The organism is Ensifer sp. Root142, from assembly GCF_001426785.1.
GTDB classification, from domain to species: domain Bacteria; phylum Pseudomonadota; class Alphaproteobacteria; order Rhizobiales; family Rhizobiaceae; genus Ensifer; species Ensifer canadensis.
Window position 1 is genome coordinate 1 of record NZ_LMFK01000033.1, and the last position, 19,292, is coordinate 19,292.

Consider the following 19,292-nt stretch of genomic DNA (forward strand, 5'->3'; position numbering starts at 1 on the left):
CTGGATGTAGGCTTCATCAACGTCGATGAAGTCGCTATCGCCAGAGTCGGTGTCGTTGTCGGCATTGAATTCAGCAGCGAAGAAGCCGGTGAGCGTGCCATACTCGGTGTCGCTCTTGGCATCCCATGCGACGTAAGCGCGCGAGAAGACATCCCAGTCCGACGTGGACTGACCCCGGATGCCTTCGAAGAGGTGGTCTTCCTGGTTGTAACGGCTGTCAGCAGCGTCACGACCGAACGAGCCCTGAACGCGGATGAAGCCGCTGAGCTTCAGGCAGGTTTCGGTGCCCGGGATGTAGAAGTAGCCAGTGCCGAAAGCGTCGCAAACGCNCCGAACGAGCCCTGAACGCGGATGAAGCCGCTGAGCTTCAGGCAGGTTTCGGTGCCCGGGATGTAGAAGTAGCCAGTGCCGAAAGCGTCGCAAACGCGAACGTATTCCATGGGCTCCGGCTCGGCTGCGACGATTGCGTCTGCTGCCTGTGCGCCGGATACTGCTGCGAGAGCTGCAGCGGAGCCGAGAAGAAGGCTCTTGATGTTCATTTCTGACCTCCAGTCAAAAGTTTCAAACGGGTCTGGGTATTTTGCTGAAGGACAGCGTTCCCTGCCCCATCCCCAACGTTCAAGAAGTCGGACGATCAACCGCCCTTGCTTCCGGATTTGAAAATACAAGACGCGGTCATCGGCGCAACGTCCAACTGATGAGATCGCGTGCTTTGCCTCGCCCTTCGCCGAACCCTGTTGCTGAAACGACACAAAATCGCCGCATGCGGCCCGAGAAAATTAACAAAGGATTAAGAAAAGCCTTTATTCCCTTGAGCTTAGCGTAAGGACAAGTGGCATCTCCTGTTTCAGAAAGAGGCAGAAAGCGGCCCAAATTGGGGGGAAACGCCGGTCCGGCTGCCAAATTCCTTGGAAGGAGCGACGTGCTGCATCGCCACATTTCTCAGAATCGACATTGCGGGTTGCCCCTCCGACAGCGGGAATCACCAGAATCAATTTGCGAGATTCGCAGTTGATCGTGCGCAGCGCCTGATTCTGAGCGGAGAAAAGCCGAGGAGATTCATGAACATTGGCGCGAATGGCGCTGCGAGTGTTTTCCCGCTCGCGACTAGACCGATGTCACATGGGTAAAGACGAGACCCATCAGCCGATGACCGAGATGCGACGAGTGGGAAAATTCAACCTTGGAAGGTGATGGCGGAGAAGAAGGGATTCGAACCCTCGATACCCTTCCGGGTATACTCCCTTAGCAGGGGAGCGCCTTCGACCACTCGGCCACCTCTCCGTTAGCGCCTGACTAGTGTCAGACCGCAGGCAATGCAAGATTTTTTTGTCGGTTTCCGGGAAATGATCGCATTTTCATGTGGGCACCGGGGGAACCAAGCCCCTCACGCGGCCGAAGACTCACGGGAAGCAGCGGTTCGACTGTGGTCGAGAGCGGCAGCAATGCGAGACGAACAGGACCGAGCCTACTGCATGTTTCCTTAGATCGTATTCGATTTAAGGATAAAAACATGCAGCAATCCAAAGTGCGACAGCGACCTTTGCGCGTCTAATAAGACGCGTGGCGCTGTAGCTTTCACCAGCACGTTTCTATGACTTTCGCGAAAGCCTATCGATCGCATCGAGCGTTGCCGCGCCAAAGTCCCCGTCGACAGGACCACTGTAAAAACCGCGATCCTTCAATAGCGCCTGCATTTCCTTGCGGAAGGCCGGCGTGAAATTGCTCGGCTGGGACTTCAACTCCTGAAGCTTGGCCGGATCGCCGCCCTCGATGCTGGCTGCCGCCCAGCGCACCGCCTCCTTCGCATCCGCCTTGGTGCCCAGGCCATAGTCATAAAGGCGGCTCAGATTTCCCATGGCGTAGGCGCTGCCGGCATTCGCCGCCATCTCGTACCAGGTGCGGGCCTGAGCATAGTCCTGGGTGACGCCGGTGCCGATATCGTAGAACCAGCCGAGCAATGCCATGGAATAGGAATCCCCGACATTGGCCGCCTTTTCATACCAGGTCTTGGCTTCGACATAGTTCTGCTCGGTGCCGAGCCCGTTCTGGTAGGCCCAACCGAGCGACGACATCGCGTTGACGTCGCCACCTTCGGCGGCCTTCTTGTACCACGACAGCGACTGCGTCAGGTCCTTGGGCAGGCCGAGGCCCTCTCTGTAGAACCAGGCCACCGTCGCCATCGCGTTGGCGTAACCCTGGTTGGCGGCCAGTTGGTACCATCTGGCCGCTTCATCATAATCCTGGGCGATGCCGCCATAGCCCTCGCGATAGAGCCAGCCGAGCGATGCCTGGCCATAGGCATTGCCGGCCTTGGCTGCTTGCTCGAACATCCGGCGGCCCTGGTCGACATCGACGGCGCCATCGGTGCCGTAAACGGAGAACCATGCCAGATTGGTCAACGCGTACATATTGCCGCCGTCGGCGGCCTTTTGATAATTGTGGCGTGCCTCGACATAGTCGCGTCCGGCATCCTGTGCCCGGCCCAACATATTGACGAGCATCATGTCATCCGGGTTTTCGTTGACCGCCTGGGCGCAGGCCGTCAGTGCGCGGGCGGAATCAAGCTTCAAGAAATTCACACCAACGAAGCCGGGCATCGACTGAGGTTCACCTGCCAGCAGATAGCAGTCGCGCGAAGCCTGCGTGTCCTTGCCGGTCTGCGAGATGTTGAGGCCCTTTTGTGGTTCGAGGGCGGCGATCTGCTGCTCGGCCTCTGCCTTATGCTTGCTGTCGGGATAGCGCTCGAGGAACCGCGTCAGCGCGGCGGCATCGGTCGATTGCTTGAGGGCATCCCAGGCGATCTCGTCAGGGGTCACGCTCGACATCTGCTCCGCCTCGGCCAGGAGCTTCAGCTTCTTCTCCGCCAACATCTTGTAGACGGGATCGGACCCATGCTTGGCGAGAAAGGCATCGATCAGGTCTTTGTCGGCGAGATCGCGGATGTTCTGCCAGTCGGCAGCGGCAGCCGACTGGCTGTTCGGCGAGAGCTGCTCGCCGTTATTCGTGATGTTGATGTTCACTTCCTTTATATTCAGGAAGATCTGCGCACCGCCAAGCGACCCATAGACAAAGGGCTCCTGACCGCGGTTTGTGACCGAAACCACCTCATCGCGGACCTTGCCCAAGGCGATTCGCACATCGACACCCGGCTCGGTGAGATATTTGGCAAGTGCGGTGGCAAACGGGCTGTTCTTGCCCTCGCCATCAAGCGCCACTGTTCCGGCCTTGGAAGCGAAAGCGACAAGCAGGTCGGCCGATTCCGGCTCGACACGCGCCAGGCCCCGCGAAACTGCGCGCGTCGAGATCGAGCGCGTCATGCTTTGCTCGAACGGATTGTTGCGACAGGCGTCGAGTATCACCAGCTTGAGCTTCGTTGCGCCCTCGAGCGAGCGCTGAACCCGATCAAGGCCAATCGCCTCGTCCTCGATATCCTTGTCCGTCTTCAATTGCACATCGGTCGGCAGCAGGAAGTTCTGGCCGTTCATTTCCATGCCGTGGCCGGAATAGTAGACGATCGCCACGTCGGCGCCCGTCGCCAGATCTTCAAAATCGCGCAGCGCCTTGACCATGTCCTGGCGCCCGAGGTCATGAACGGTGGTGACGGAATCGAAGCCGGCCTCCTCGAACGAAGCCTTCATCAGTTCGACGTCATTGGCGGGATTGTTGAGTTGCGAGGTCGCTTCGTACTTTTCGTTGCCGATCAACAGGGCAACGCGCTTTGCGGCCAAGACCTCGGCCGGCGCAAACGCCGACACCGCCACCAAAAGAATGACGAACGACCGCCAGCGCGACGAATGCCCCGAAAACATGCTCTTCCCTCCGGCGTCACCCCTTATCCACCAACTCCTCGGGAGCAGGATTGAGGAGGCGCACAACCCCAATGACGGCACTTCGGGACGATGCCAACGCCCCACAATCATGCCCAAATGAAACTATTACGTATGAGCCAGGGGCTTTCAATGTCTCCGATCGCCATATTTTTTGAGGTGGCTCGTCGTCTGCGCCGCCGCAAGGTCGAAGCAAGCAGGCGATCTTAACCCGGACGCCGCATCGCTTGCTCCGGGTGATTCCGGCCGAGCCTGATGCGTTTCCTGCGCCAATGAAAGGCTATGCGTTCTCGGAGTTTGCCATGTCGATGAAAATGCACGTCGCGGAAGCGAAGCCAGGACAGCTGGCAACGACGTATCAACACTACTTTATTGAGCGTCCCTGCCGGATTCTCATCATTGGCCAGCACCTCAAGGCAAAGACCAAATATCAATGCCTGCTGCGTCACATTTCGATCGCCGGCGCCATGCTCGATTTCAATGCCGCACTGATCGTGCCGAAACACTTCTTCCTCGAGATCGACGGATTCAAGGAAGAGATCGGCTGTTCCCAGGTCCACCGCAGCGGCGCGGAACTCGGCGTGCGCTTCAACATGCTGCTGGCGCCCGATTTCATCAGCCGGTTGATCCGCATGCAATTTTCAAGCGGTGGCTTTTGATTGTGGCCGGCTCCGGTACACGGAAAATGACCGATGTTAGATTTTTATCGAACTCCTTCAGGGGATTGCAAACTTCTCAACCGAAACTGCACTCGACTTACCTCGGCATTCACGCGAGGATTAAGCGTGGGCGAATGAGTTGCCCACGATCGAAGGCCGAGTTTGGCAATGATCGCATTTCGCGATCCGGCGTTGGCGGAGAATGACAGATGCAGCAGACGATGTATTCCTGCGTGCCCTCGCCGTTCTACGAGCGTCGCTACGAACGCTTTTCCATCGGCCATGCCGCCACCCTGACGACGGTGCAGCCGGGCCTTGGCAGCGTGTCTGTCAGGACCTGTCGGATGATCGACATTTCCCGCGGTGGCGCCAGCTTTGCCGTGCAGACCACCATCGGCCTGCCGCAGCATTATTATCTCCATATCATCGGCACAGCACTCCGCATCGGCTGCGCCGAGGTCTATCGCAACGGCGATCGCGTCGGCGTGCAATTCATCAAGCCGATCGAACAGAGCCTGCTGCGCGAGATCATCCGCCAGGAATTCTTTACCGGCCAGAACGCAAAAACGCCCAAGCGCCGCTGATGCCTCTGCGGCCGGCGCAACGGGCGTCAAAACGCAACAATTCGCGACGGCTTTCTCATCAAGGCGATTCCGCATTGCCGAAGCATGGGTTAAGTTCCGCGAACTTTGTTCGAACGGGGCCTTATATAAAGCATGTCCGCATTCTCTCGCTTCACGCCGCTCATCCAATCCCTGCCCTCCACCATTCCCTTCGTCGGGCCTGAGGCCATTGAGCGCCAGCGCGGGCGCGCCATCGCGGCCCGTATTGGCGCCAACGAAAGCGGGTTCGGACCTGCTGAAAGCGTCGTGCAGGCGATGCGAGAGGCGGCAACGGGAACGTGGAAATATGCGGACCCGGAAAACCATGATCTGAAGCAGGCGCTGGCTGCCCGGCTTGGTGTCCCTGCCGCCAACATTGCGATCGGCGAAGGCATCGATGGCCTGCTCGGGCAGATCGTGCGGCTCGTCATCGAACCCGGCATGCCGGTCGTCACATCGCTCGGTGCCTATCCGACCTTCAACTATCACGTCGTCGGTCACGGGGGCCGGCTGGTGACGGTGCCGTATGTCGGCGATCGCGAGGACCTCGATGGCTTGCTTGCAGCCGTCGAAAAGGAAAACGCCCCGCTCGTCTATTTCGCCAATCCTGACAATCCGATGGGAAGCTGGTGGGACGCCGAGCGCATCGTCGAGTTCGCCAGGGCCTTGCCCGAAACAACGCTCTTCATTCTTGACGAAGCCTATTGCGAAACCGCTCCTGCTGGGGCCCTACCCGCCATCAACAGCTTGATCGACATGCCAAATGTCGTGAGGACTCGGACCTTCTCCAAGGCCTATGGCCTTGCCGGGTCACGGGTTGGTTACGTCATCACCACGCCCGGGACTGCCCAGGCATTCGACAAGATCCGCAATCATTTCGGGATGAACCGGATCGGCGTGGCGGCGGCGGTGGCGGCGCTTGCGGATCAGGATTATCTGAACTCGGTAACGGCAAGGATCGCGCATTCGCGCGAACGCATCGCAGAGATCGCCAGGCGCAACGGATTGTCGCCGCTCGTTTCTGCGACCAATTTCGTTGCGATCGATTGTGGACGGGACGCGGTCTATGCGCGTGCGATCGTCGATACACTGATGAGCGACCACGGCATCTTCATCCGCATGCCCGGCGTAGCCCCGCTCAATCGCTGCATTCGCGTCAGCACCGGGCCGGAAGCGGAGATGGATCTGCTTGAAGCTGCCCTGCCGCAGGTTCTGGCCAAACTGGCAGGCGGCCAATAGGCCTTCATCTCCGGCGCCTGCGCGCTGGCGGGCGCCGCTGGACGGGAGCTTGCTCCCGCCTTGTCGTTCAGTGAACGGTCATCCATTCGCGGGCGGCACGAAGCGCGGCTGCGAGGTCGGATTTGCTCATGGTCATCGAGAGGTCAGCGCGCAGATCAACGGCGCGGTCGCAGCCCTTGATCGCGGCAATGTTCAGCCATTTGTGGGCGGCCACCAGATCGACCGGCCGACCGCGGCCGGTCGCATAGGCCAGACCCATTTCGCAGAACACGTCCGCCTGGTTTTCACCACCCATCGCGGTATTCGAAGCAACCTGCATATCAAAGCGTGCCATTGTCTTGTCCCTGTTTTGCCTGGTTGGTTTTCCGAAGCGGCCCGCCCTTTGGAGGCGGACCATGCTCCAGATCAGCATTCGTTTTTGGTCCCTGTTCGACCGCGCCTCTTTGTGGGCCTTTCCGAACCGCGCCATCTTTTGCAGCGTCGTCTTCGGTCATTTGGCGGGGTGAATTTCTCCGCTCGTCTTATGGGTCTTACTATGCAGCACGGCCTTCAATACGCGCTTAAAATGCATGATTAATTTGCGACAAACAAAGTCCAAACACTTGGTAAACTTGAGTTTTTGTTAAACATCGAAAGGCCGGAAATCCGGCGCATTCGAATAAAAATTTACGAAATATTCAACTGCCGATTTCAACCAAACGGTAACCACGAAACAAGCACCCGGCCTGCCAACGCCGTCCTTCCTCGATTTTTCTCCGCCTGAACCCGGCAAAGAAAAAGCATAAACGGCCTTGTTCAAGCCAGTTTACCTTTACGTACGCGTAAGCTATCGTGCGCGCGGCGGTGAGGAGACTGCCTTTCAAACGAGGATATCTGCAGAGATGCCGGCGAAGCGGACCGCGCCGGCAACTTCTATCTGGAGGAATGAATGTACCGTACCCTGTTCATGACCGCGGCTCTCGCTCTTGGCGTCGTCGGAACGGCCGTTGCCGCCGAACCGATCGTCGGCAACTGGAAGACCGCAACCGGCGCTACGGCCGAGATTGCCCCTTGCGGCGGCGCTTTCTGCGTCACGCTGAAGACTGGCAAACACGCCGGCAAGCGGATCGGCAACCTGTCCGGCACGGATGGCAGCTATTCCGGAGAGATCACCGATCCCGAAACCGACAAGACCTATAGCGGCTCGGGTGCAGTCAGCGGCAACTCGCTGAAGATGAAGGGCTGCGTGCTCAAGATTCTCTGCAAATCGCAGACCTGGTCGCGCCTCTAGCTAGAGCATGTCGCGCAAAAGTGTGCCGCGCGTTTGCGATAACGGCATGCGTAAAACAAGAACTTAAATCGCGAGATCGCGACGCGCTTTAAGATCGATACAAAAGGGTGGCCATCGGGGTCGCTCCCAGAGCGTTGACAAACCCGCCGATATTTTCGGTGGGTTTTGTTTTTGAAATGTCAGGCGCATCCAGCCGCCTGCCAAAGACCGCCCATCTGCCGCATCGTTGGCTTGGGCGCGCGCCCTGCCCCGCGAGAACGGCGGCTATTTCAATCGCAAGATGAACGCCAGATGAACGACCGTATCAGCAAGAGTTCAGTTTGGTTGTGCGAAAACACGCTCAATCGATTTGAACCGCCTCCAGACCAACGGACAGAACCATGGACATTCTTGCTCGGCGCCTCACTATTATCAGCCTTCTTATGGTTGTTTTTGCGATGACCCTCGCGGCCGCAGTCAGCGCAGATACCGAACGTCGCCGCAGCAACACTTATCTCGGCTCGCTGACGGATTGCACAGCGCATACAGCGCAATACTGCCAAGCCAAGCTCTAAGGGAGAAACCGACATGCTGGCCGCCCTTTCCACATCCGCCTTTCTCTCGCTGCGTGTTCTTGCACTTGCCAGCCTGCTGATGGCGCCGGTTGGGGCGCTCGCCTATAGCAAGGCCAATGGCCTCGGCATCGGCAAGCAGGGCGCCGGCCTCGTTCTCTTCGTGACGCTGCAGCGTCAATCCATGAGCTGACCGAAGGCGCCACCGGCGCCTTTTAATTTGCCTGTCTCTCTTGCATCGCCGAGCGCCTTCCTGTCCTTTCACGGCTGAAAGGATCTGCTATCGATGCCAGCCTATGCCGTCTATTCCCTTGCCGCCCTTGCCGAGATCGCAGGATGTTTCGCCTTCTGGGCCTGGCTGAAACTCGACAAGCCGATCTGGTGGCTGATCCCGGGCATGGCGTCGCTGGCACTGTTTGCCTGGCTGCTGACACTGATCGACAGCTCGGCAGCCGGCCGAGCCTATGCGGCCTACGGCGGGGTCTATATCGCCGCGTCACTCATCTGGCTGTGGCTTGCCGAAGGCGTGCGGCCCGATCGCTGGGATCTGACCGGAATGGTCGTCGCGCTCATAGGCAGCGCCCTCATCCTTGCTGGACCACGCTAAGACCGCTTCTGCATAATGCCTTAAAGGCATTTATGCAGAGAGTTTAAAGCGTTACAGCGTCCTTTGCGCGTCATATCTGACGCGCAACGCTGTAAAGTTGTTCTGCCAGACGCGGTTGTGCATGCCAGCATCTTGTCGTTTGCTTGTCAGAGGCCTCAGCCTATAATGCGACATGAACAAGCGAATCTCTTCACACTCCGTCCTTTCCGTCTCCACACCCGATCCGTTCGAGCCGCAGTTCTTCGATGATCCGGCGGCGGCAGTCGATTGCCTGGAGGCGCTCTACGATCGCAATACCCGGTTCCTCACAGAGGCTTTCGAGGGGCTGGGCAAGAACGGCGTGACCCTGACGCGCTACCGCGCCTGCTACCCGCAGGTCAGCATCGAGACCAGCAGCTTCGGCCATGTCGATTCCCGCCTGTCCTACGGTTATGTCAGCGCACCGGGCGTCTACACCACGACGATCACGCGACCAAAACTGTTTCGGCACTATCTGAAGGAACAGTTGGGGCACCTGATGCGTAATCACGGCCTCGGCATTACCGTGTCCGAATCCTCCACCCCGGTCCCGCTGCATTTCGCCTTCGGCGAAGGCGCCCACGTCGAAGCGTCGGCGGGCGAAGCCATCGATATTCCGCTACGCGACCTGTTCGACGCACCTGATCTGACGACGACCGACGACGAGATCGCCAACGGCTCCTACGAACCTGGCCCGGGCGAACCCTCCCCGCTTGCACCGTTCACCGCGCAGCGCATCGACTATTCGCTTGCCCGCCTCAGCCACTACACGGCCACGAGTGCGACGCATTTCCAGAACTTCGTACTGTTCACCAACTATCAGTTCTACATCGACGAGTTCTGCGCCTGGGCGCGCCAGCAGATGGCGGAGGGCGGCAACGGCTACACGGCCTTCGTCGAGCCCGGCAACATCATCACGCCTGCCGGTTCCGACAAGCCGGAAACGGACTATACGCTCGCCCGCCTGCCGCAGATGCCCGCCTACCACCTGAAGAAGAAGGGCCACGGCGGCATCACCATGGTCAATATCGGCGTTGGCCCATCGAACGCCAAGACGATCACCGACCATATCGCCGTGCTGCGCCCGCATGTCTGGCTGATGCTCGGGCACTGCGCCGGGCTCAGGAACAGCCAGCGCCTCGGCGACTATGTTCTTGCCCATGCCTATATGCGCGAAGACCATGTGCTGGACGACGACCTGCCGGTCTGGATCCCCCTGCCGGCACTTGCCGAAGTGCAGGTGGCGTTGCAGGACGCCGTGGCGGAGGTCACCGGCTACCGCGACTATGATCTCAAGCAGATCATGCGCACCGGCACCGTTGCCACCATCGACAACCGCAACTGGGAACTGCGCGACCAGCGCGGACCGGTCAAGCGCCTGTCGCAGGCGCGCGCGATCGCACTCGACATGGAATCGGCGACGATCGCGGCCAACGGCTTCCGCTTCCGCGTGCCCTACGGCACGCTGCTTTGCGTTTCAGACAAGCCGCTTCACGGCGAGTTGAAGCTTCCGGGCATGGCAACAGCCTTCTACCGGACACAGGTCAGCCAGCATCTGAAGATCGGGATCCTCGCTTTGCAGAAACTTGCGGCGATGCCGCCTGAGAAGCTGCACTCCCGCAAGCTCAGAAGCTTCTACGAGACGTCGTTCCAGTAACCGTGACGGCGCCTACGGCTTTCTCTGCAGAAGCATCGACAGCATCGTGCCCGCGACAGCGGACACGATGATCAGCAGATGCGCGTTGACGCCGGCGCCGGCCAATTGCTCCAGCGCTGCGCGGTCCGCCCCTGCTCCGAAAGAAACGGCGCCGGCGGCGATCGCTGCGGGATAAGTGCCGACGCCCGCCGGCGCGTGCATCGGCAAGACGGAGGAGAGTTCGCCGCCAAGAGCCCCGCCAAAACAGGCAGCAAGCGGCGCGACACCCATGATCGCCAGAACCCAGGCGAGAACCACCACCTTGACCGCCCAATTCAGAATGGTCATCGCCCAGGCCCTGAGGAATGCCTTTGTCGTGCCGGGCAGACCTGTATCCAGCTCTTCGACGATCGATTCCAGTCTTGCCGGCAGCAACCGCCGCGCCAGGGCGACAACGCGATCCTTCAACAGAAAGAACGGAAGTGGCGCGACCAGCGCCGCGATCCAGAGCGCCCAGGCGACGCCTGATCCGCGGCCAAAAACCAGGCCGACTGCGGCGACCGTCAACAGGGCATGCAGGTCGAGCAGCCGCATGACCAGAAGTGCCGCGGTCCCCCGCGCCAGCGGGATGGAGAATTCCGACCGCATCAACAGTGGAAAGCTCGTCTCTCCGGCGCGAAAAGGCAACATGATGTTCAGGAGATTGTGGACTTGGGTGACGCGAAACAGCGCCAGAAACCGGCCTGACGTTTCCGCCGGGAAATAATCATAGATGCGATAGCAGCGAATGAAATAGGTGGCGACAAGAAGTATCAGGGCCGCGAGCCCGGAACCGACGCCGATTTTCGTCCATTGATCGAGCAGCGTTCGCCAGCCCCAGATCCACTGGACAAAAACCGCATAGGCGACAATCGCCGCGGCCGATATCAGCGTCACACGGTTGCGCGCCAGCCACGATCGCCGCTCGAACTCGCAGCCAGAATTCATCAGACGCCGATTTCCCGTGTTGAAACACAACTTTGCACGTTGGTTATCACCGATAACTGTGCAAGAAAATGATTATGTAAGCGCACCCCTATTCTTCCGGCTCGTGCAAGGCGCGCCGAATGCACGAGCGATCCCATGCTGCCCATCGAGCTATCCGTCGTCATCCCAGTCTTCAACGAAGAGGACAGCATTGAGCCGCTCATCACGCGCGTCAGTGACGCCATGGTGAATTTTTCAGCCCCTTGGGAGCTGATCCTGGTCGATGACGGCAGCACCGATCGCACGCTCACCAATGCAAGGAAGGCGCTCTGTCGCCCCGATCTTCAGCTGAAAATCATCGAACTGCAGAAGAACTTCGGGCAGACCGCCGCCATGCAATCCGGCATCGACGCGGCGTCCGGCCGGTTGATCGCCACACTCGACGGTGATCTGCAGAACGACCCGGTCGATATTCCCGCTATGGTCAAAGCAATCGAGGAGCGGCAACTCGACCTGCTCGTCGGCTGGCGCAAGAATCGTCAAGATGGGCTGTTGCTCAGAAAAATCCCGTCCTGGTGCGCCAACCGGCTAATCGGCAAGATCACCGGCGTCCGGCTGCACGACTATGGTTGCAGCCTGAAGGTTTACCGCGCCTCGATCATCAAGCAGGTCAAGCTGATGGGCGAGATGCATCGCTTCATCCCCGCCTGGGTCGCAGGGGTCGTACCCAGCAGCCGCATCGGCGAAATGCCGGTGACCCACCACGCGCGCCAGCATGGCCACTCGAAATACGGTATCTCGCGCACCTTCCGCGTGATCCTCGATCTGCTTTCGGTTCTGTTCTTCATGCGCTACAAGGCGCGCCCGGGCCACTTCTTCGGCTCGATCGGGCTTGCAGCCGGGGCGGCGAGCGTCCTCATCCTGCTCTATCTTGCCTTCGACAAGTTCCTTCTCGGCAACGACATCGGCACCCGCCCGATGCTGATCGTTGGCGTGATGCTGTTTCTGTCGTCGGTGCAACTCGTGACAACAGGCATTCTCGCCGAGATGATGGCGCGTGCCTATTTCCGCGACGACGAAACCACCAGCTATATCGTGCGTGAGGTCTTTGTACGGGATCAAACGAATGTTTGAGTTCGTCGAGCGGCGACCCAACCTCGTCACCGCCCTACTCGCCGGCTATTTCCTGCTCTGCATCAGCCTGCGTCTCGCCGTTTCGAATTCGCTCGAAATCGACGAGGCGGAGCAGGCATTCGTGTCGCAGTTCCTGCGGCTCGGTTACGGCGCGCAACCGCCCTTCTACAACTGGCTGCAATACGGGCTTGCATCCGTTTTCGGACCGTCTCTCGCGACGATGACGGTGCTCAAGAACCTGCTTCTGTTTCTTTGCTGTCTCTTCTATGGCTTCGCCGCGCGCGAAGTCCTTGCAGAAAAGCGCCTGGCGCTGATTGCCATGCTCGGCGTGCTGACACTGCCGCCGATTTTCCTACTTGCGCAGCGTGACCTTTCCCATACGGTCGCGGCACTGTTCGCCGTATCACTGTTTCTCTACGGCTTCCTGCGGACATTGGTCCGGCCGAGTCTCGCGGCCTATCTGCTGACCGGCCTTGCTGTCGGCATCGGCTTCATCTCCAAGTACAATTTTGCGCTTGTACCCGCCGCTGCCGTCCTTGCCATTCTGCCGGAACCCAAGCTACGCGAGCGCCTTTTCGACTGGCGTATCCTGGTCTCGCTGTTGGTTGCGGCACTGATCGCTTTGCCGCATGGCTGGTGGATCCTCGAAAACCTCGGCTCCGCCTCAAACAACACCTTTCTTGAGATGCGCGAGGCCCATTCCGAAGGCCGCCTCGCACAGGCGTTCGGCGGCGTGGTTTCGCTCATTGCCGCCACGATCCGCGGCGGTATCGTGCCGCTGATCGTGTTCGGACTCATATTCCGCAAGAGCATTCCTGCGATTTGGTCGGCGCAAAGCCAATGGACTCGCGTTGTCGGCCGTATGCTTGCAATCTGCCTCGTGGCAGTCCTATTGATTGTTCTGGGGGTCGGAGCCACGCATATCCGGGAAAAGTGGCTCGTGCTCTTCCTGATTCTCCTGCCGCTCTATCTCTGCCTCAAGGTCGAAGCGGCTGGCGTCGATGCCGCGTTTAAACTTCGACCGTTCCTGTGGCTCGTGGCCTTCATCGTGCTCACTACGCTGATGGTGGTTTCCGCCCGCGCAATCGTGCGGCCGCTCTTCGGCAAATATTCGCGATTGAGCATTCCCTACGCCACGCTGGCCGAAGCGGTCGTTAAGCTCGGGGGTCGCGAACCGGCCCTGATCCTTGCGAAAGACAGGTTGATCGGTGGCAACCTTCGCACGCACCTTCACGATGCTCCCGTGCTCACCCCCGGCTATCTTGACGCAGGGACGGCCAGCGCATCGTTGCCGCTGCTCGTCGTCTGGAGCGATGACGGCAAGGCGGAGCCAATCCTGCCCGAGGCGCTGGCAAACGCCATGAAAACGCGTGGATTTTCGACGACGTCGGCAACGCCACAGGTTCTGTCCCTGCCCTACCTGCACGGCAAGGCTGAAGACCGGTACACTTTCGGCTACCTCTGGGTCAGGGACTGACCCGGGGTCACGAACTAGACCGGTCGGCGCCGACGAGCAGTTTGAGTTCGCCGGGATGGATCCTCAACGCGACGTCGCGGCCCATTGGCAGAAGTTCGCCATCGATAACGCAGTTGATCTTCCGGTCGACCTTGGGGAAATGCAGGTCCAAAGCATGGCCGCTCATCTCGGTAATAACCGGATTGTCGCGGAACTTGCCGCGCAGCACGTCGAGCGCAAGCTTGGCAACGCCGGGCGGGCTCAACGGCGGTGCCGTGTAGAAGCCGAGATGGCCGGCGGTCACGTCATCAGCATACATCAGCGTATCGCGCCCGAACGGGTTGTTCGACACGGACACAGCCGAAACGTGCCGGCTTTCATGGTGACCATCCACGTCGAACTCGATCTCGAAATCCGGCGGATTGAGAATGACCCCGACCGCAGCGCGTGTGCTCGCCGTGATCTTGCCCAGGCGCGATCGAAAACTGAACGATTCGCGGTAGCGCACCATGCGAGCATGCAGACCCATCGAGAACTGGTGGACGAAGGCTCGGCCATCGGCGCTGCCGATATCGCCGTCGATGATCGTGCCCTGCGCCAGAACTTCCGGCACCTTCCAGATATCGAGCGGCAATTTCAGCGTGCGCGCAAAAAGGTTCATCGTCCCCGCAGGAACGACCCCAAGCGGCATGCCGGTTTTCCAGGCAACGCCCGCGGCTGCCGAAATCGTACCGTCGCCGCCACCCGCCACGATTGCGTCGAGATCGTCGCGCCGGCAGGTCTTTTCCAGGGTCTCCTGCATCTCGGCGCCCGAGACGGTCGCGATCTCGATCTGGTGACCCGCATCGCGAAAGACCGCCTCAACCCTGTTGCCATAGGCCGCCATGTCCGTCGTTCGGAAGGTCCCACCATCCCGATTGAAGATAGCTTTGATTTTCATGAAAGGCTTACAGGCTCCATTGCCGTGGCACACGGGCGTCCACTGCGATGAGATAATCGCAATCGGCGCCGTTTCCAGAGCCTTACCAAAACTTAACCTTGAACCCGCGTCGGCGGGCGCTCGAATTCACCGTCGCTGCCCACCTTTGTCTGCAGGGCGGCAACGTCGCCGACCTGCTTCGGCGTCACTCCGGCAGCTTGAGCGGACCACCTGTCTTGATCGAGCGGATGGCGAAGTTGGAACGGATGTCAGTCACGCCGGGCATGGCCAGCAATGTCTCCGTCAGCAGCGTCTCATAGGCGGAGAGATCTTCGACGACGACCTCAGCAAGAAAATCGGCATTTCCGGAGATCAGGAAGCAGGAGACAACTTCGGGAATGGCAAGCAGCGCCTCTTGCTGACGCTGGGCATTCTCGCGGCTGTGCTGGCCGACCTTGATTTCCACGAAAACGGTCAGGCCGAGCCCGACTTCCTTGCGATCGATGTCGGCCCGATAACCGCGCAGGATCCCCGATTTCTCCAGATTGCGGATGCGCCGCAGGCATGGCGACGGCGACAGATTGACACGTTCGGCAATCTCCACGTTCGTTGCCCGCGCGTCCCCCTGTAAGATCTTGAGAATCGCGAGATCGAATTTATCTAGACTTGGCATAGTTGATAATCCAGTGAGGCCGTATTGGCATATGATTGCGCACCATAGGCCATTTGAAGCATAAATCGCAAGGACATGCCCCGCCCCCAGGCAGTAATCTTCTTCCCAGGCCCAAGCGATTGTGGGCATTTAAATCGGGAAGGAAAATCAGATGGTTGCGCTCACACTCGATCGCGGCAACGCCACGCCTGTCGCCGCCGGCTATGCCGGCGCCTTCGTCACCGTCCTGATCTGGGCGGGGTGGATTCTTGCGACACGGCATACCGCCGGCACCGCACTCGGCACAATCGATCTCGGCCTCATCCGCTACGGCGTTCCTGCGCTGGTTCTTGCACCGGTTTGGCTCAAGATCGGGCTCCTGCCGCGCAAGCTTCCGCTGCTCCTGCTTCTCCTGATGGTGGCTGGTTCCGGCGCGCTGTTCTTTCAGGTCGCGGCCTTCGCCATCCATGCGACGCCCGCCTCTTCGGTCGGCGTGCTGCTCGGGGGCTCGATGCCGCTGGCGACGGCGCTGATCGGCATCACCCTCTTCGGAGAGCGTCCAGACCGGATGCGCATCGTCGGCTTTGCCGCCATCGTTGCGGGCGTTGCCCTTCTGCTCGCCCGCAGCCTTGCCGGCACCACTGGCACCGGCTGGACCGGCTACGCCCTCCTTCCGGCGGCAGCCACGCTCTGGGCGATCTATACCCACGCCTTCCGGCGCTCCGGCCTCAGCCCGCTCGAAGGCAGTGCACTGATCGCCGTCTGGTCTTTTCTTATCCACCTGCTGCTTGCCGGCATCTTCGGCAGCACGCTTGCAAGCGTTCCGCTGAAGGAGATCGCGCTGCAAATCACCAGCCAGGGCCTGCTCTCGGGCCTCGTCGCGATGGTCGCCTATGGCGTGGCCGTTCGCAGCCTCGGCGGAACTCAGGCCGCCGCCTTCACCGCGCTGACCCCGGTACTGGCAATGTTCGGCGGCGCAATTCTTCTCGGTGAACAGATCGGCCCGTTCGAAATTGTCGCCGCCATTGTCACGGCGGTCGGCGTGGCGCTCTCGACCGGCATCCTTTCACCGCGCAAGGCGTGAAGGATCAGAACGGAAAATGGCCCGGAAGCGAAAGCTTCCGGGCCACTCTGTTGCTTGGTACCGTCATTTTCAGCCGTGAACGATCTCGCGATGCTTCTGCAGCCGGTGGCCATAGGCCTGGCTGACGCGGTCGAAGATGATGGCGATGCCGACGATGGCCAGGCCGTTGAAGATGCCGAGCGTGAAGTACTGGTTGGCGATCGCCTTCAGCACCGGCTGCCCGAGCCCTTGAACCCCGATCATCGAGGCGATGACCACCATGGCCAGCGCCATCATGATCGTCTGGTTAATGCCGGCCATGATCGTCGGTAGCGCCAAGGGCATCTGCACATTCTTCAGTTTCTGCCAGCCCGAGGAGCCGAAGGCGTCTGCCGCCTCCAGCACATCCTTGTCGACGAGGCGGATGCCGAGGTTGGTGAGCCTGATCATCGGCGGGATGGCGTAGATCACCACCGCAATCAGCCCCGGAACCTTGCCGATCCCGAGCAGCATGACCACCGGAATCAGATAGACGAAGCTCGGCATGGTCTGCATCACGTCGAGAATCGGATTGACGACATTCTGGACTCGGTCCGAGCGCGACATGACGATGCCGAGCGGTATGCCGATGGCGATCGACAGCACGGTACAGACGAAGATCATCGAGATCGTCTTCATCGTATCGTCCCACATGTCGAAATAGCCGATGAGCAACAGCGTGCCGATACAGCCGGCGACGATCTTCCAGTTCCGGCTCGCAAACCAGGCGAGAACCGCGATCAGCAGGATGATGATCGGCCAGGGCGTGCGCGTCATGAAGCGCTCCGACTGGATCAGAAAGAATTGCAACGGCTCGAAGAACGCTTCGATACCGTCGCCATAAGCGCGCGTGAAGGTGCGAAAACCCTCGTCGATCGCCTTTTTCAACGCCCGCAGGCGGTCGTCATCCATATGCGGAAACTGGGTCAGCCATTCCATCAAATTGCCCTTCACTGCTCCCCGACGGCGGCCCCGTTTGTTTGTTTTTGTCCGCCGACAATCACCTAGAGCGTTTCCGGATCAAGCGGAGATTCGGAAACGCTCTATCTCCTTGTTTTCACAAATTTCCTTGCGGAAAATCGCTTCGCACTTTTCCAGGAAATGCTTTAGCAGGCGGCGCACTGAACGGTGCGCCGCCCAATTGCGTCAGTCGATGGCCATCAAAGCGCCGACTTCACCTTCTCCGCGACATCAGACGAGACCCAGGTGGTCCAGATGTCAGGGTTTTCCTGGAGGAAGTGCTTTGCACCTTCCTCGCCGCTGGCCTGGTTGTCGGTCATCCAGGCCATCAGCTTGTTGACGGTGTCGTTGGTCCAGGCACGCTTGTTCAGGTAGTCCAAAGCCGGGCCGGCGCGATCGGCGAACGTCTTGGTCAGGAGCGTCTGGACCTTGTCCTTCGGCCAGTCGTTCTTCTTCGGGTCCGGGCAATCGGCAACCGTGTTGCACCGCTTCCACTCCGCTGCATCCGCCTCGACGCCGTGGCCGAGCTTCACCATCTCGTATTTGCCGAGAAGTGCCGTCGGCGCCCAGTAGTAGCCGACCCATCCCTGCTTGCGTTCATAGGCCTTGGCAATCGAGCCATCGAGGCCGGCGGCCGAGCCGGTATCAACAAGCGTGAAGCCGGCTGCCTCGCCGCCATAAGCCTTGTAGAGCTGGGTCGTAACAACCGTGCCGCCCCAACCCTGCGGGCCGTTGAAGACGGCGCCCTTGCTGGCATCTTCCGGATCCGGGAACAGTTCCTTGTGCTTCAGCACATCGTCGATCGTCTTGATGTCGGGATTGGCGTCGACGATATATTTCGGCACCCACCAACCCTGGACGGCGCCGTCGGAAAGCGCGACGGCGGCGCCGACCAGCTTGCCTTCTTCAAGGCCGCGATTGACGACGTCGGGCAGAAGGTCCACCCAGCCTTCCGGCGCAATATCGGGCTGGCCCTTTTCGATCATCGAGGTGATCGTCGGCACGGTATCGCCGACGACGAGCTCGGCGTTGCAGCCATAGCCTTCCGTCAGAATGATCTTGTCGACATTCGCCAGAACCTCGGCGCTTTGCCAGTTCATGTTGGCGATCGTCACGTCGCCGCATTCGGCCGCCGAGGCCGTGCCGGCAAGGCCAAGAAGGCCGGCGGCCAGGCAAGTCGTTGCTAGAAGCTTGTTCATTTCTGTTCCCTCTGTTCTGGCGGTACGTCCCGTCGGACGACCGATCTCACCGCAGTGATCGGTCGCGTGTCAACAGGCTTGGGCCCTACTCAAGAACAACAGGGACCGAACGGCCTGCAGGTCCGTCGGCGCGCTTGGCGCGACAACGGCACCCTCAAGGCTATAGGGTCTTTCCGGCAAGGACTTTCCCATTTGCGTCAACGATTGCCTTTCCCAATGCTCCCGCATTTGTCGGGGCGCCGGAGATGTGGGCTCACCGCTGAGCAGGATGACGTTGCGCCGAGAAAAGCGCGCCGCACACGGGTCCGGTCGTGTGCTTGAAATGAAAGAGGCGCCGAGCCAGAGCTCGACGCCTCCAAATGTTTCCTTTTGCGCGGTCGCGCGAAAACCCGCCCTCACATGTTGGGATAGACCGGTCCCTCGCCGCCCTGCGGCGGCACCCAGTTGATGTTCTGGTTCGGGTCCTTGATGTCGCAGGTCTTGCAGTGCACG

The 19,292-nt window shown here is 60.0% G+C and carries 20 protein-coding genes, 1 tRNA gene and 1 pseudogene; 11 read left to right on the plus strand and 11 right to left on the minus strand.

The genetic code is table 11. The annotated features are described in order from the left end of the window. The 4 genes and pseudogenes from ASD52_RS38790 to ASD52_RS24865 all read right to left on the minus strand — a co-directional run. The coding region (locus ASD52_RS38790; protein ID WP_210179276.1) for a porin at positions 1–329 on the minus strand (329 nt) is incomplete at both ends. Position 330: 1 nt separating this feature from the next. Further along, positions 331–539 (minus strand): annotated as a pseudogene (locus ASD52_RS39610) (porin); the annotation flags it as partial. Between the two features lie 655 nt (positions 540–1,194). Beyond that, positions 1,195–1,284, minus strand: a tRNA-Ser gene (locus tag ASD52_RS24860). A gap of 308 nt (positions 1,285–1,592) precedes the next feature. Then, positions 1,593–3,812 (minus strand): caspase family protein, encoded by a 2,220-nt coding sequence (locus ASD52_RS24865; RefSeq protein WP_025426375.1) that lies wholly within the window; start codon positions 3,810–3,812, stop codon positions 1,593–1,595. A 254-nt stretch (positions 3,813–4,066) separates the two neighbouring features. Here ASD52_RS24865 and ASD52_RS24870 point away from each other — a divergent pair, with 254 nt between their 5' ends. The 3 genes from ASD52_RS24870 to ASD52_RS24880 all read left to right on the plus strand — a co-directional run bounded on the left by ASD52_RS24870 (position 4,067) and on the right by ASD52_RS24880 (position 6,330). After that, positions 4,067–4,489 (plus strand): hypothetical protein, encoded by a 423-nt coding sequence (locus ASD52_RS24870; protein ID WP_244445421.1) that lies wholly within the window; start codon positions 4,067–4,069, stop codon positions 4,487–4,489. Positions 4,490–4,698: 209 nt separating this feature from the next. After that, positions 4,699–5,073 carry a PilZ domain-containing protein gene (locus ASD52_RS24875; protein ID WP_025426373.1) on the plus strand — a complete coding sequence of 125 codons (375 nt, stop codon included), beginning with the start codon at positions 4,699–4,701 and terminating at the stop codon, positions 5,071–5,073. Positions 5,074–5,205: 132 nt separating this feature from the next. Beyond that, on the plus strand, positions 5,206–6,330 hold the full coding sequence (locus ASD52_RS24880) for a pyridoxal phosphate-dependent aminotransferase (RefSeq protein ID WP_025426372.1): 1,125 nt from the start codon (positions 5,206–5,208) through the stop codon (positions 6,328–6,330). A 67-nt stretch (positions 6,331–6,397) separates the two neighbouring features. On the opposite strand, the gene ASD52_RS24885 is transcribed toward ASD52_RS24880, so the two are convergent. Beyond that, entirely contained in the window at positions 6,398–6,664 is a 267-nt protein-coding gene (locus ASD52_RS24885) for a sel1 repeat family protein (protein ID WP_025426371.1), read from the minus strand. A gap of 594 nt (positions 6,665–7,258) precedes the next feature. Here ASD52_RS24885 and ASD52_RS24890 point away from each other — a divergent pair. The 5 genes from ASD52_RS24890 to ASD52_RS24900 all read left to right on the plus strand — a co-directional run bounded on the left by ASD52_RS24890 (position 7,259) and on the right by ASD52_RS24900 (position 10,433). Continuing rightward, positions 7,259–7,600, plus strand: a complete 342-nt coding sequence (locus ASD52_RS24890) for a DUF2147 domain-containing protein (RefSeq protein WP_025426370.1) — start codon at positions 7,259–7,261, stop codon at positions 7,598–7,600. A gap of 380 nt (positions 7,601–7,980) precedes the next feature. Continuing rightward, complete coding sequence (locus ASD52_RS39460) at positions 7,981–8,154, plus strand: hypothetical protein (RefSeq protein WP_025426369.1); 174 nt, start codon at positions 7,981–7,983, stop codon at positions 8,152–8,154. Between the two features lie 13 nt (positions 8,155–8,167). Beyond that, positions 8,168–8,344, plus strand: coding sequence for a hypothetical protein (locus ASD52_RS38805; protein ID WP_162174731.1), 177 nt, complete (start codon positions 8,168–8,170; stop codon positions 8,342–8,344). Positions 8,345–8,437: 93 nt separating this feature from the next. After that, positions 8,438–8,758, plus strand: coding sequence for a YnfA family protein (locus ASD52_RS24895; protein ID WP_025426367.1), 321 nt, complete (start codon positions 8,438–8,440; stop codon positions 8,756–8,758). A gap of 172 nt (positions 8,759–8,930) precedes the next feature. Beyond that, positions 8,931–10,433 (plus strand): AMP nucleosidase, encoded by a 1,503-nt coding sequence (locus ASD52_RS24900; protein ID WP_025426366.1) that lies wholly within the window; start codon positions 8,931–8,933, stop codon positions 10,431–10,433. Positions 10,434–10,445: 12 nt separating this feature from the next. Here the strand turns inward: ASD52_RS24900 and ASD52_RS24905 are convergent, their stop codons facing one another. Continuing rightward, a complete protein-coding gene (locus ASD52_RS24905) occupies positions 10,446–11,399 on the minus strand; it encodes a lysylphosphatidylglycerol synthase domain-containing protein (RefSeq protein WP_025426365.1) in 954 nt (317 codons plus the stop codon). A gap of 135 nt (positions 11,400–11,534) precedes the next feature. Between ASD52_RS24905 and ASD52_RS24910 the strand changes: the two genes are divergently transcribed. Together ASD52_RS24910 and ASD52_RS24915 are read left to right on the plus strand one after the other, a co-directional pair. After that, a complete protein-coding gene (locus ASD52_RS24910) occupies positions 11,535–12,512 on the plus strand; it encodes a glycosyltransferase family 2 protein (protein ID WP_025426364.1) in 978 nt (325 codons plus the stop codon). Continuing rightward, on the plus strand, positions 12,505–13,989 hold the full coding sequence (locus tag ASD52_RS24915; RefSeq protein ID WP_025426363.1) for a glycosyltransferase family 39 protein: 1,485 nt from the start codon (positions 12,505–12,507) through the stop codon (positions 13,987–13,989). Before ASD52_RS24910 ends, ASD52_RS24915 begins: the two co-directional genes overlap by 8 nt. Before the next feature lie 7 nt (positions 13,990–13,996). On the opposite strand, the gene ASD52_RS24920 is transcribed toward ASD52_RS24915, so the two are convergent. Together ASD52_RS24920 and ASD52_RS24925 are read right to left on the minus strand one after the other, a co-directional pair. Beyond that, entirely contained in the window at positions 13,997–14,908 is a 912-nt protein-coding gene (locus ASD52_RS24920; protein ID WP_025426362.1) for a diacylglycerol kinase family protein, read from the minus strand. 184 nt (positions 14,909–15,092) lie between these two features. After that, positions 15,093–15,560, minus strand: coding sequence for an Lrp/AsnC family transcriptional regulator (locus ASD52_RS24925; RefSeq protein ID WP_057225737.1), 468 nt, complete (start codon positions 15,558–15,560; stop codon positions 15,093–15,095). Positions 15,561–15,711: 151 nt separating this feature from the next. Between ASD52_RS24925 and ASD52_RS24930 the strand changes: the two genes are divergently transcribed. Continuing rightward, a complete protein-coding gene (locus ASD52_RS24930; protein WP_025426360.1) occupies positions 15,712–16,623 on the plus strand; it encodes a DMT family transporter in 912 nt (303 codons plus the stop codon). Positions 16,624–16,692: 69 nt separating this feature from the next. On the opposite strand, the gene ASD52_RS24935 is transcribed toward ASD52_RS24930, so the two are convergent. From ASD52_RS24935 to ASD52_RS37790, 3 genes are all read right to left on the minus strand, one after another. After that, positions 16,693–17,580: a proline/glycine betaine ABC transporter permease gene (locus tag ASD52_RS24935; RefSeq protein ID WP_025426359.1), complete on the minus strand. Its 888-nt coding sequence runs from the start codon at positions 17,578–17,580 to the stop codon at positions 16,693–16,695. A gap of 221 nt (positions 17,581–17,801) precedes the next feature. Continuing rightward, positions 17,802–18,800, minus strand: a complete 999-nt coding sequence (locus ASD52_RS24940) for an ABC transporter substrate-binding protein (RefSeq protein WP_025426358.1) — start codon at positions 18,798–18,800, stop codon at positions 17,802–17,804. 395 nt (positions 18,801–19,195) lie between these two features. Next, a partial coding sequence (locus ASD52_RS37790; protein ID WP_131819119.1) for a 4Fe-4S dicluster domain-containing protein occupies positions 19,196–19,292 on the minus strand: 97 nt, incomplete at its 5' end.

What these genes read in the sequence shown, in the direction of transcription:
- ASD52_RS24930 (WP_025426360.1), top strand. Translation starts at nt 15,712, where the DNA reads ATGGTTGCGCTCACACTCGATCGCGGCAACGCCACGCCTGTCGCCGCC.
- ASD52_RS24890 (WP_025426370.1), top strand. Translation starts at nt 7,259, where the DNA reads ATGTACCGTACCCTGTTCATGACCGCGGCTCTCGCTCTTGGCGTCGTC.
- ASD52_RS24875 (WP_025426373.1), top strand. Translation starts at nt 4,699, where the DNA reads ATGCAGCAGACGATGTATTCCTGCGTGCCCTCGCCGTTCTACGAGCGT.
- ASD52_RS24925 (WP_057225737.1), bottom strand. Translation starts at nt 15,560, where the DNA reads ATGCCAAGTCTAGATAAATTCGATCTCGCGATTCTCAAGATCTTACAG.
- ASD52_RS24910 (WP_025426364.1), top strand. Translation starts at nt 11,535, where the DNA reads ATGCTGCCCATCGAGCTATCCGTCGTCATCCCAGTCTTCAACGAAGAG.
- ASD52_RS24885 (WP_025426371.1), bottom strand. Translation starts at nt 6,664, where the DNA reads ATGGCACGCTTTGATATGCAGGTTGCTTCGAATACCGCGATGGGTGGT.
- ASD52_RS24940 (WP_025426358.1), bottom strand. Translation starts at nt 18,800, where the DNA reads ATGAACAAGCTTCTAGCAACGACTTGCCTGGCCGCCGGCCTTCTTGGC.
- ASD52_RS24905 (WP_025426365.1), bottom strand. Translation starts at nt 11,399, where the DNA reads ATGAATTCTGGCTGCGAGTTCGAGCGGCGATCGTGGCTGGCGCGCAAC.
- ASD52_RS39460 (WP_025426369.1), top strand. Translation starts at nt 7,981, where the DNA reads ATGGACATTCTTGCTCGGCGCCTCACTATTATCAGCCTTCTTATGGTT.
- ASD52_RS24895 (WP_025426367.1), top strand. Translation starts at nt 8,438, where the DNA reads ATGCCAGCCTATGCCGTCTATTCCCTTGCCGCCCTTGCCGAGATCGCA.
- ASD52_RS24880 (WP_025426372.1), top strand. Translation starts at nt 5,206, where the DNA reads ATGTCCGCATTCTCTCGCTTCACGCCGCTCATCCAATCCCTGCCCTCC.
- ASD52_RS24920 (WP_025426362.1), bottom strand. Translation starts at nt 14,908, where the DNA reads ATGAAAATCAAAGCTATCTTCAATCGGGATGGTGGGACCTTCCGAACG.
- ASD52_RS24900 (WP_025426366.1), top strand. Translation starts at nt 8,931, where the DNA reads ATGAACAAGCGAATCTCTTCACACTCCGTCCTTTCCGTCTCCACACCC.
- ASD52_RS24915 (WP_025426363.1), top strand. Translation starts at nt 12,505, where the DNA reads ATGTTTGAGTTCGTCGAGCGGCGACCCAACCTCGTCACCGCCCTACTC.
- ASD52_RS24935 (WP_025426359.1), bottom strand. Translation starts at nt 17,580, where the DNA reads ATGGAATGGCTGACCCAGTTTCCGCATATGGATGACGACCGCCTGCGG.
- ASD52_RS24865 (WP_025426375.1), bottom strand. Translation starts at nt 3,812, where the DNA reads ATGTTTTCGGGGCATTCGTCGCGCTGGCGGTCGTTCGTCATTCTTTTG.
- ASD52_RS38805 (WP_162174731.1), top strand. Translation starts at nt 8,168, where the DNA reads ATGCTGGCCGCCCTTTCCACATCCGCCTTTCTCTCGCTGCGTGTTCTT.